At 44.0% G+C, this 11,321-nt stretch carries 8 protein-coding genes, 2 rRNA genes and 1 pseudogene; 6 read left to right on the top strand and 5 right to left on the bottom strand.

The features are described 5' to 3' along the window. The 5 genes and pseudogenes from FTV13_RS04370 to FTV13_RS04350 form a co-directional block, all read left to right on the top strand. A 23S ribosomal RNA gene (locus tag FTV13_RS04370) occupies positions 1 to 242 on the top strand; the annotation flags it as partial. Positions 243 to 476: 234 nt separating this feature from the next. Then, a 5S ribosomal RNA gene (gene rrf, locus FTV13_RS04365) occupies positions 477 to 591 on the top strand. A gap of 619 nt (positions 592 to 1,210) precedes the next feature. Next, positions 1,211 to 2,560: a GGDEF domain-containing protein gene (locus FTV13_RS15830; protein WP_180011129.1), complete on the top strand. Its 1,350-nt coding sequence runs from the start codon at positions 1,211 to 1,213 to the stop codon at positions 2,558 to 2,560. A 143-nt stretch (positions 2,561 to 2,703) separates the two neighbouring features. Continuing rightward, positions 2,704 to 3,861 carry a PQQ-dependent sugar dehydrogenase gene (locus FTV13_RS04355; RefSeq protein WP_180011128.1) on the top strand — a complete coding sequence of 386 codons (1,158 nt, stop codon included), beginning with the start codon at positions 2,704 to 2,706 and terminating at the stop codon, positions 3,859 to 3,861. A gap of 376 nt (positions 3,862 to 4,237) precedes the next feature. Next, positions 4,238 to 4,634: pseudogene (locus tag FTV13_RS04350) on the top strand (tautomerase family protein). Positions 4,635 to 4,889: 255 nt separating this feature from the next. On the opposite strand, the gene FTV13_RS04345 reads toward FTV13_RS04350, so the two are convergent. The 5 genes from FTV13_RS04345 to ribF form a co-directional block, all read right to left on the bottom strand. After that, positions 4,890 to 5,432, bottom strand: a complete 543-nt coding sequence (locus FTV13_RS04345; protein WP_180011127.1) for an NADPH-dependent FMN reductase — start codon at positions 5,430 to 5,432, stop codon at positions 4,890 to 4,892. Positions 5,433 to 5,565: 133 nt separating this feature from the next. Then, positions 5,566 to 6,048: a peptidylprolyl isomerase gene (locus FTV13_RS04340; protein WP_125278879.1), complete on the bottom strand. Its 483-nt coding sequence runs from the start codon at positions 6,046 to 6,048 to the stop codon at positions 5,566 to 5,568. After that, a complete protein-coding gene (gene lspA / locus FTV13_RS04335; RefSeq protein WP_004781354.1) occupies positions 6,041 to 6,580 on the bottom strand; it encodes a signal peptidase II in 540 nt (179 codons plus the stop codon). The genes FTV13_RS04340 and lspA overlap by 8 nt, the downstream gene beginning before the upstream one ends. Next, positions 6,573 to 9,419: an isoleucine--tRNA ligase gene (gene ileS / locus FTV13_RS04330; RefSeq protein ID WP_179991879.1), complete on the bottom strand. Its 2,847-nt coding sequence runs from the start codon at positions 9,417 to 9,419 to the stop codon at positions 6,573 to 6,575. Before ileS ends, lspA begins: the two co-directional genes overlap by 8 nt. Before the next feature lie 64 nt (positions 9,420 to 9,483). Further along, entirely contained in the window at positions 9,484 to 10,485 is a 1,002-nt protein-coding gene (gene ribF / locus FTV13_RS04325; RefSeq protein WP_034705207.1) for a bifunctional riboflavin kinase/FAD synthetase, read from the bottom strand. 255 nt (positions 10,486 to 10,740) lie between these two features. Between ribF and FTV13_RS04320 the strand changes: the two genes are divergently transcribed. Continuing rightward, positions 10,741 to 11,304 (top strand): 5'-nucleosidase, encoded by a 564-nt coding sequence (locus FTV13_RS04320; RefSeq protein WP_180011126.1) that lies wholly within the window; start codon positions 10,741 to 10,743, stop codon positions 11,302 to 11,304. The last annotated feature ends 17 nt before the right edge of the window (positions 11,305 to 11,321 follow it).

The raw sequence follows: 11,321 nt of genomic DNA, 5'->3' as shown, positions 1-11,321 counted from the left end.
GGACCAGAGTGGACGAACCTCTGGTGTACCGGTTGTGACGCCAGTCGCATCGCCGGGTAGCTATGTTCGGAAGGGATAACCGCTGAAAGCATCTAAGCGGGAAGCCTACCTCAAGATAAGATTTCCCCGAGACTTTATGTCTCCTAAAGAGCCGTTGAAGACTACGACGTTGATAGGTTGGATGTGGAAGTGCAGTGATGCATGAAGCTGACCAATACTAATTGCTCGTGAGGCTTGACTATACAACACCCAAGCAGTTGTATATAAAGCATCAATTGATTTCATATTGATCTAACGATCAGACAAAAACTTGATTTAGTTAAGCTAATCGAACAAATGAGAGTATAATTAAGCACTGCTTAGTTCTACTCGCAAGAACTCAGATACATCTGTTAATGCATTCTATTTGAAGAAAGCTAGGCAAACGAAGCGCAAGCAACGTAGATAAGACCATAGCGAGTAAGCATACCAGTTGTGCTGGCGACCATAGCAAGAGTGAACCACCTGATCCCTTCCCGAACTCAGAAGTGAAACCTCTTAGCGCTGATGGTAGTGTGGGGTCTCCCATGTGAGAGTAAGTCATCGCCAGCTCATTATTCCAAAAGCCCTCTGCTCACGCAGGGGGCTTTTTTTATATTTATATAATCACTTTTCTCTCTTTAACGACTAATTTTTTACAGCTGTATAATCTCTGATCAGCTGTAAAATGTTATACTACTCGTGTAAATATTTTTTATTCTCTGAGTCATATGCAGCAGATTCTCATAAACACATTTGTGTTGATATGGCTCAGTTTGATTTCTCCACAGCTATACGCTGTAACAGAATTAAATTTTGATCATCATCAGTATGTCAAACTCGATGGAGAATGGGATTTCTACCCCAATCAGCTGATTGATCCCACTTCTGGGCAGTGACCATCTCAGTTAACTTCCTCTAATCAGACTCTGGCTGTTGAAAAAGTTCATTTACCTAATTCTTTCCTGACCTTAACAGGTCATAAAGACTATATTGGAACTTTTCAAAAAACCTTCAGGCTGCCTGAATCAGCCATTAATCATGCGGTTTATGTTTACGTACCATACCAGTATGGGGCTTATCGCATGTATGTCGATGATCATCTCCTGATAGAAGTAGGGCAGGTAGGCATACACGGTCAGCATCAGACCATGATGGCGCCAAAGCTGGCTTCTTTCCCTCACAGCGGGAAGTGACGATTACCATTCAGGCTTCAAGTTATCACCATATCCGTGGCGGGCTGGAAAACAGCATGTTTATTGGCTTTAATCAGCCTATTCTGGATAAGTTTTATGATCAGGTGATTCCTTTAAGTGTGATCAGTGGCGTTCTGCTGATGATTGGCTGCTTTATGGTGTTCTTTGCAGTATTTCGCAGCCTTAAAACGCAAGCAGGTAATTTGCTGCTGTTTCTAGGGTTATTTATTCTGTGCTTGAGCCTGCGTAGCTTCTTTGCAGTTCCATTTATTTATACTTTATTCACGAATATTTCCTGGGTATGGGGCACACGATTTGAGTATTTACTGACTGAATTGGCGACTCTGTTCTTCCTGATTTATATCTATTTATTGCCGTATCGACTGTTAAATCCTTATTTATTAAAAATCACAGCTTTGCTAATTAGTATCAATGTAGCTGTGACCCTGTTTACGCTGCCTTATATCTTCCAGAGCTTCTTTTTCCAAAGCTTTAGTATTGCAGTACTGGTTTTTATTAATCTGCTTTATGGCGCTTACCGCATGCACAAATCGCATGTGCGTTATTCCAAGATCAATTCTATTGCGGTGGTGCTGGTCTGCCTGACCTTCCTGCATGACTATTTACTTGCGCTTAAGGTAATTGATTCAGTTGAAATTGCATTTTATACCTCCTGTGCCTATTTTATTTTAATTACCTTTCAGCTCAGCCGTAATTATGCGGTGCAAAGTATTAATACCGAGTTGTTAAACAAGCAGCTTTTGCGCCTGAATAAAGAACTTGATCAGAAGGTTCAGGACCGTACACGTGATATTACTCTGCTTAATGAGAAACTCGCGCAGCAGGTGAGGCTGGATTCGCTGACAGGTGCCTATAATCGCTTTGCCTTAAATGAACAGCTTCAGCAGCAATATGAACATGCGATCGTAAACCAAACTTCGCTGGCTGTTTACATGATCGATGTCGATTATTTTAAAAACTATAATGACTATTATGGTCATCTCAAAGGTGATTATATTTTAAAAACACTGGTTCAAACCATTCAGCAAATATTGCCTGAAAATGGCTTTCTGGCACGTTATGGGGGTGAGGAATTTGCGGTTTTACTGGCAGATATTTCCTCGCAGGAAGCCGAAGCTTTTGCCGAGCAACTTTGTGAGGTCATTCGTCAGCTCAATTTGGAACATGCCAATCGTGGGGATGACAAGACCTGGATCAGTATCAGTGTTGGGGCAGCGATTATGGATGCTGAACATATCTATAGAAATGTTGACCGTTTACTGAAAACAGCAGATCAGCGGTTGTATCAGGCGAAAATTCTTCGTGATTCAGCCTATATTAAATAATAAAAAATCTAATCAATACATCAGCTATCTTATTGAGATTATGTTATATCCGCTTACGATTCCTTTACTTTTTTATTATTTTAGCCGCTGTCTGGAATGCTAAATTGGTACTTATCTGAATGAAATTAGCATGAAAAATAACAATGAAACAAACTCAAATTGCAGCAATTTTATTATTAGGCTTAGGTTCCTATAGCCTGACTGCCTGTGCCCAAGACAAGATTTCATCACCGGCAGCTGGGCAATCCTCTGCCAAAACCACACAGCAAGCCTATAAAGTTAAAGAATTTACGCAGTTGAATGAGCCATGGGCACTGACTGAGCTGCCAGATCAACGTTTACTGATTACCGAAAGATCTGGAAAGTTAAAATTATTTAATCCAGCCAATCGCAGCACTCAAACTGTTCAGGGTATTCCTCAAGTGGCCTATGGCGGACAAGGTGGCTTAGGCGATGTTGTACTCCATCCTGACTTTGCCAAGAATCAGTGGGTATATCTCAGTTATGCTGAACAAGGGCAGGGTGGTTATGGTGCAGTCGTGGTTCGTGGCAAGTTGGATCTCACCAAGAGCACACCACAACTCACTCAGATCAAAAAAATCTGGACTCAGGTACCGAAATTTTCTTCCGGTCAGGGCCATTATGGGCACCGGATTATCTTTGGCTCAGATAACAAACTCTGGATCAGTTCGGGTGAACGTCAGCAATTTAATCCAGCTCAAGATATGAAATCCAATGCCGGCAAGATTATTCGTCTGAATGATGATGGTTCAATTCCTTCCGATAATCCATTTATGAATCAGGGTGAAATTGCCAAGCAGGTCTGGAGTCTGGGACACCGTAATCCTCTCGGTCTGGCATTTGATCCACAAGGGCAGCTTTGGGTGATTGAAATGGGGCCTAAAGGTGGTGATGAGCTGAATAAAGTGATGAAGGGCAAAAATTATGGCTATCCGATTGTCTCTAATGGGGAGCATTATGATGGCAAGCCGATTCCAAATCACAGTACCCGACCAGAGTTCGAAGCACCGGCATTAGATTGGACTCCCGTAATCTCTCCTTCAGACTTGCTGTTCTATACTGGCAATAGCTTTCCTCAATGGAAAAATAAAGCCATTGCTACAGGTCTGTCTTCTCAGGCAATGATTGTAATCGATACCACTCAAAATCCTGCGAAAGAAATACAGCGACTGGATATGAAAGAGCGGATTCGTGGTGCGATTCAGGCCAAAGATGGCTCACTCTGGGTGATTGAAGATGGTCCAAAAGCCAAGTTGCTTAATATGATCGCATCTCAGTAAAAAGCTAAATAGTTAATATCAGAATGAAAGAAAAAGGCCCCAACTCCTGTGAGGGCCTTTTCAAATTTAGCTCAGATACCTATCCTCCGGTATCAATCAGCATCCTGCCGATGTTTTATTCTTGTTTTTGCAAGACTTCCTGTCTTGGTATGTACTCAATATAGCCTGAGTCAGAAAGACCGAGTAGAGGCATTGACCGCATCTGCTGTAGGCCAGAGGCGACAAGGTCACTTGAAAATATTTATCCGATTAAATCCTAAGTTATCAGGATAACTTTGCGATATGGTAGAGATAGAAGACCTTATTGAAGCTCATCTCTCTATTCAATAAAAAAATATTTAAAAGAATTCAATAAAATAATAAAAAGGAGAAGCACATGCCTACCGTTCAAATTGAAGTCCGGCAACAGTATTCTCAGGCTGATGAAGAGCAGTTACTCGACAGCGTATTTCACTGTGTGAAAAATGCCTTTCAACTGCCTGACTATGATCGTAATATCCGGCTGGTGGTACATGAAGCCCATCGTTTTCAATATATGGGCTCATCTGGCCCAGCCTGAATACTTTACCTTGATCACTATTGACTGCTTCGTTGCCCGAAGTCTGGAGACCAAGCGCAAACTGTATCAGCAGATTATAGAAAGCTTGGGAAAATTGGGCATTCCGCCTGATCATATTCTGATTCATCTGCGAGAAAGTCCATTGGAAAATTGGGGAATCCGCGGTGGGCAAGCGGCCTGTGATGTCAATTTAGGCTTTAATGTAGAAATCTGATTTTTTTAAGAAAAATACCAGATTTTAAATACAAAAAAGCCCCAACATCCTGTTGAGGCTTTTCTGGATTTGCTTCTCAGATCTGACTCCTGTCTAACCTGTCAACGTCCTGTTACTCTGCGCTTTTTATTGTTGTTGTATCGCTTTGCAGACTTCCTGTCTGTCTATGAATCAAACTATAGCCTTGAACTGAAAGTGGGAATAGCCGACAAATTCTGCGCTGCCTGTAGGCTAAAGCGCACATCGCTGTCGTCCTCAGGCACTGACATATTGGATCAGCTTATCCACGACATCTCTAAGTGTTTTATTTTCGAATTCATTCCCTTCAAAGCTGTAGTCCTTATTGCGACTAAAAATGTCCCGCAGCTCTACAATCGCATTGGTATCCACCATGCCAAGCTGAGTGCCGACCTGACGGATCTGATCAATGGAACGTGAGCCGTTGGTGACACCATAACCGATATAAGCTGCCGGTTTGCCTTGCCATTCCTTGGCCAGATAATCCAGGGCATTCTTTAATGCTGGGCTATAGCCATGGTTATATTCAGGACTGATAAAAATAAATGCATCCGCAAGAGCAATAAAGTCGGCCCATTCCTGCTGTTTCGGCTGATCATAAATACCGGTCAATGGGGGATGAGAACCAGCAAAAAGCGGAAGGTCCCATTCTTTTAAGTCGACAAGTTCGGTTTCAAGCGTGCTAAAACCATATTTTTTAATTTCCTGTAGTACCCAATGTGCGACCTTAATTGCTGTACGTCCTTCACGCACACTGCCAACCACAATATAAATTTTCATATCTTTCCCTTTCTTATCGTATTCTCATCAAATTAAATTAATCAGATTTATTAATAGAGACTAGAGAGGATTTGTATCTAGAAACTAAAAAAGCTCCCGAAGGAGCTCTTTTAAATCATGTGATTAGCTGATATTACATCAGCTTCACGCCTTGCTGGCCAGCCGGAGTGACTTTGAAGATTTCGACTTCAAAGGTGATATTTTTACCTGCAAGAGGATGATTAAAGTCCACTTCGGTAATATCATCATTTACGGATCTTACTACGCCATACAAAGTCGATTTGGCCTTGTCTTCAAACTCGATCATGTGACCTTCGATCGGACGTTCGCCAAATTTCACCGTATCAAATTTTTGAACATTTTCAGGATTCCACGGACCAAAAGCTTCTTCGGGTGGAAGGCTGACAGTACGACGGTCACCGGCACGCAAGCCCATTAAGGCTTTTTCAAAACCTGGTAATAGGTTGCCATCACCAATGGTCAGGCTTACCGGTTCTTCACGGCTACGGGTATTGTCAATTTCTACGCCACTTTCGATCGCGACAGAAAAATGAAGCTCGACTTTAGAGCCGTCTTCAACACGAGTTTCCTCGTTAGGATTAATAAAATCAGTCATGTTGCGCCTGTGCACGTTGAATTCGGTGTTTTTCCAGGAAAAACGTATCAATCAGCAGCAGAATCGTACCTAAAGTAATGGCACTATCCGCAATATTAAAAGCAGGGAAGTGGCTGTTCTGATAATAGACATGAATAAAGTCGACCACATAACCTAAAGAAATGCGATCAATCAGATTACCAATAGCACCACCCAGAATCAGGGCAACTGCTAGTGGCAAGACTTTCATGCTCTTTGGCATACGCATCAGCCAGAACACGAAAACCACAGACACTAAACCTGCAAGAGAGGTAAAGAAATAGCGTTGCCAGCCACCAGCATCGGACAAGAAACTAAAGGCAGCGCCATAGTTATGTAACAGTGTCCAATTTAAAAAGGGCAGGACGGGCACCGGATCTGCATATTCCAGATGTGTTACCGCAATCCATTTGGTCCATTGATCTAGAATGATCGCCAGAATAGCCAGTCCGATCCACCACAAATTGTGAGGATAGAACTGGAACAGACCCTTTTTCTGCTGTGGGTTAGGCATATTTTCTCTCTTCACCTTGGCCGCTCGGGAGGTTAATAATACAACGACCGCATAGTCCTGGATGTGAGGCATGTGTATTCACATCAGGAAGCACGTGCCAGCAGCGTACACATTTCTCGCCATCTGCCGCAGATACTTTCACGCGTAGACCTTCAAGTTCAGCATCATTGCCTTGAGCAGCATCAAACGGATTCACAATCACCTGAGAAGTGATCAGAACGAAACGCAGCTCATCACCCAGACGGTCTAGAACAGCTTTCAGTTCATCATTGGCCCACAGCTCAACTTTGGCAGACAGGTTTGAACCCACCAGTTTCTCGTTACGCGCATTTTCAATGTGCTTGTTCACCGCAGATTTCACTGTAATCAGGGTTTGCCAGTCTGCTTCAGATAACAGATTTGCCTGTGCTGAAACTGGAATATCGTACCATTCAGCAGTAAAGACATATTTCTCGCTTTGACCCGGAATCAATGGCCATGCTTCTTGAGCAGTAAAACTCAGGATTGGCGCCATCCAGCGAACAAAGGCTTGTACCAGATGATACAGCGCAGTTTGCGCAGAATGACGTGCCTGCGAGTCTGCTTTAGTGGTGTACTGACGGTCTTTGATGATGTCTAAGTAGAAACCACCGAGGTCGTTAATACAGAAATTGGTCAAGGCATTGGTCACGATATGGAAGTTCATATCTTCATATGCTTTCTTGATGGTTTCCTGTACATCATTGGCGCGTTGCAGGATGTATTGATCCAGTGCAATCAGTTGATCTACAGGTAGGGCATCAGTTGCCGGATTGAAGCCATTCAGGTTTGCCAGCAAGAAACGCAAAGTATTACGGATACGACGGTAACCATCTGATGCACGGTTAAAGATTTCTTTACCTGCGGTCATTTCATAACGGTAATCTGCTGAAGCGATCCAGAAACGCAGGCCGTCTGCACCCATGTTCTTGATAATGTCTTGCGGAGTAATGATATTACCCAGCGATTTCGACATCTTGCGGCCTTTCTCATCGACCACGAAACCGTGAGTCAGCAGACCTTTATATGGCGCACGTTGATTGATTGCCATAGAGGTCAATAATGAAGACTGGAACCAGCCACGGTGTTGGTCAGAGCCTTCAAGATACAGATCAGCCGGATCGGTCAATTCTTCACGGTCACGCAGCACTGCATAGTGGGTTGTACCAGAGTCAAACCATACGTCTAAGGTATCGCGAACCGCGTTGTACTGCTCAGCATCATCACCAATGAAGTCTTTCGCTTCACGGTTATACCAGGCATCAATACCTTCCTGTTCGATCAGTTTAGCCACTTCTTCGATCAGTTCAGGTGTACGAGGATGCAGTTCATTGGTGTCTTTATGCACGAAGAATGGGATTGGCACACCCCAGGTACGTTGACGTGAGATACACCAGTCCGGACGGCCTTCGATCATTGCCTGGATACGGTTTTTACCCCAATCCGGAACGAAGCTGATGTCATTTTCAATGGCATTCAATGCGCCCTGACGCAGACCTTTTTCATCCATGCTGATGAACCATTGTGGGGTCGCACGGAAGATAATCGGAGTTTTATGACGCCAGCAGTGCGGGTAGCTATGCTTGATCGGCTTATGTGCCCATAGCTTGTTAGCTTCGCCAAGCGCCGCAATAATTTGTGGATTGGCCTTGTAGATATGTTCGCCTGCAAATAGTGGTGAAGTCGGTAAATACACACCATTACCGCCCACTGGATTATCTACTTTCAGGTTATACAGCAGACCAACTTTATAATCGTCCACACCGTGGCCAGGTGCAGTATGTACAGCACCAGTACCGCTGGTTGCAATAACGTGTTCACCCAGAATAACTGGCACTTGACGCTCAGCGATTAAAGGATGTTGTAGTACCAGATTCTCAAGTTTCGCACCGGCAAAATCGGCAATCACTTCAACCGCGTTAAAGCCATAACGTTCAGTCGCAGATTCAACCAGATCTTTAGCCAGGATAAAGTTTTGCGCCGCTTTATCTTCACCACGTGCAACAACCAATTGGTATTCAATTTCAGCGTGCAGAGCAACCGCCTGATTCGCAGGCAGGGTCCAAGGCGTAGTCGTCCAGATCACGATATCGGTTGAGTCTTTAACTTCAACACCTAAACGTGCAGACAGATCCGCCAGATCCACCACGGTGAAACCCACGTCAATCGCGTCTGACTTTTTATCTTCATATTCAACTTCAGCTTCAGCCAGTGCTGAACCACAGTCCAGACACCAGTTCACCGGTTTAAGACCTGGCTGGATATGGCCATTTTTCGCGATTTCACCGAGTGAACGCACGATGTTGGCTTCCTGCTTGAAGTTCATGGTGAGGTAAGGATTGCTCCAGTCACCAAACACGCCCATACGGATGAAGTCTTTTTTCTGTAGCTCCACCTGACTCAATGCATATTCGCGGCAAGCTTTACGGAAAGTAGGCGCATCCACTTTAACGCCGACCTTACCGACTTTTTCTTCAACTTTCAGTTCAATTGGAAGACCGTGACAATCCCAGCCTGGCACATAAGGCGCATCAAAGCCGTCCATGATGCGGCTTTTAATGATGATGTCTTTAAGTACCTTGTTGACTGCATGACCTAAGTGAATCTGGCCATTGGCATATGGAGGGCCATCATGAAGCACGTATTTTTTCTTGCCAATTCGCGATGCACGAATCTGCTGATAAATGTCATCGGCATACCACTCTTCTAACCATTTCGCTTCACGTACTGCCAGATTTGCTTTCATTGCAAAGTCAGTACCTGGGAGGTTCAGCGTGGCTTTATAATCCACTGCATTTTCAGGAGTTTGCTTATCGCTCATGCAAGTTGTCTTCCAATTTAATCAGTCATTAGACTGACACGTTTTACAATAAAAATACGGGACATTAAAAGGGAAATGTGGGGTGTTTTCGACGAAACTCAAGCAGTTTCTCAACATCATCATCAATTCCGGCCTTTAACGCTTCAAGCGAAGGATAATCTTTTTCGCCATGCAGATAATTCAAGAAGGTTACCCGCATTAACAGGCCATACAGATTAGCAGAAACATCAGGAAAATGTACTTCTAATCGCCATTCCGGATGAGTCTGTTTGATCGCAGGGCGGGTACCTACATGACCGGCACCAAACAGGCTGCCCTGATCATAGCCGGCAATACCCGGCTGTTCAGGATTTTCTTGCTGAACCTTGGCGCTGAGTGATCCGGTTTCACAGACGACTTCAACCCCATAAATACCCTGCAGACAGGGTCTATGCCGGTTTAACCGGACATTAATGGTCGGGAAATCAATGGTACGACCAATCTGGTCGCCGTATTGCACCCGGCCGGTAATACTATAAGGACGTCCCAGTAATTTGGCTGCCAGAGCCAGGTCACCCGCTTGCAGAGTCTGACGGATGCGGGTAGAACTGACCCGTTCACCATCCAAGGCAATGGTATGCAGGTTGGTAACCTTAAATCCGTAGTCTCGCAGGAATTCACTATTACCTTGACGGTTTTTACCAAAGTGAAAATCATCCCCCAAGACCAGATGCGCTGCATTCAGTTTATCTTTCAGAATGTCGGCAAAGGCTTCGGCACTCAGGCTACGAAAATGATGATCAAACTTGGCGACCGCAATATAGTCCACACCCAGTTCGCTTAAATATTCCACTTTTTCACGCAAAGAGGAAATACGCGGCGGTGCTTCATAACCTTTAAAAAATTCAAGCGGTTGTGGCTCGAAAATCATCACAACAGTTTTTAGTTGCTCAGCTTCTGCAACAGCTTTTAACTGTTTGATCATGGCCTGATGACCCAGATGCACGCCGTCAAAATTACCAATCGTAACGGCGGTTTTTGGCAATTCAGAATGTGACGCTAAAGCATTGAGACGGAGCAGCTGCATAGGCGAAATCAGGGAATTGAAAAATAGGAAAGGCTATATATTGCCATAATCTCAACGATTCGTCTTGTTGTTGTGTTTTTATGCAAAAAAATTATTGAAAAATCACAAAACCCATCAAGAAGAAAGTGTGCCATCCAAGAATCTTCTGCGGTTATTTAAGTGAAAGATCTGCAAAACAGAAATCTAAAAACCCGCTTTTCATTGCCTGGATTTTGCTTTCTAATGTCACGGTTTTCTCAGTATCGAGTAGTTTGCATGTCAGATTCGGCACTCATTATGGCATTGGCCAGTGAATCCAAAGGTTTGTTCGAAGCAGAAGGTGTAGAAGTCCACTATAGTGGCATCGGCAAGGTGAATGCTGCTTTTAAGGCTTTTGAAGTGATTCAGAAAACTCGCTGTAAGACCCTGATTAATCTGGGCACCGCAGGCAGTTCCCATTTCAAGGCGCATGAACTGGTCGAAGTTAAGCGTTTTGTGCAACGTGATATGGATGTTTCACCCTTGGGGTTTGACGTCGGCATTACCCCGATGGATAATCATTTGCCGGGTGCAATTGATCTGGAACCGTTCTTTGCCCATTTACCGAAAGGGGTTTGTGGAACAGGGGACAGCTTTGAAATAGACTTACCAAAAGTGGCTTGTCAGCTGGTGGATATGGAAGGCTATGCGCTGGCCAAGGTATGCAGAAAATTGGATGTGCGCCTGATTTCAGTCAAATATATTACTGACGGTGCAGATGATAGCGCTCACTTGGACTGGGAAGAGAATCTGCTGCTGGGTGCGCAGAAATTATTGAATTTATATCGAACGTTAAAATAATAATAAAGGGTGAGAGA

Source organism: Acinetobacter sp. YH12235, assembly GCF_013417705.1.
Classification (GTDB): Bacteria; Pseudomonadota; Gammaproteobacteria; order Pseudomonadales; family Moraxellaceae; genus Acinetobacter.
Note: the sequence above shows the minus strand (reverse complement) of the source record. Positions and strands in the feature narration are given on the sequence as shown.

Coding starts and splice junctions, on each gene's coding strand:
- lspA (WP_004781354.1), bottom strand. CDS start 6,580: ATGCCTAACCCACAGCAGAAAAAGGGTCTGTTCCAGTTCTATCCTCAC.
- ileS (WP_179991879.1), bottom strand. CDS start 9,419: ATGAGCGATAAGCAAACTCCTGAAAATGCAGTGGATTATAAAGCCACG.
- FTV13_RS04345 (WP_180011127.1), bottom strand. CDS start 5,432: ATGAAAATTTATATTGTGGTTGGCAGTGTGCGTGAAGGACGTACAGCA.
- FTV13_RS04320 (WP_180011126.1), top strand. CDS start 10,741: ATGTCAGATTCGGCACTCATTATGGCATTGGCCAGTGAATCCAAAGGT.
- ribF (WP_034705207.1), bottom strand. CDS start 10,485: ATGCAGCTGCTCCGTCTCAATGCTTTAGCGTCACATTCTGAATTGCCA.
- FTV13_RS04340 (WP_125278879.1), bottom strand. CDS start 6,048: ATGACTGATTTTATTAATCCTAACGAGGAAACTCGTGTTGAAGACGGC.
- FTV13_RS04355 (WP_180011128.1), top strand. CDS start 2,704: ATGAAACAAACTCAAATTGCAGCAATTTTATTATTAGGCTTAGGTTCC.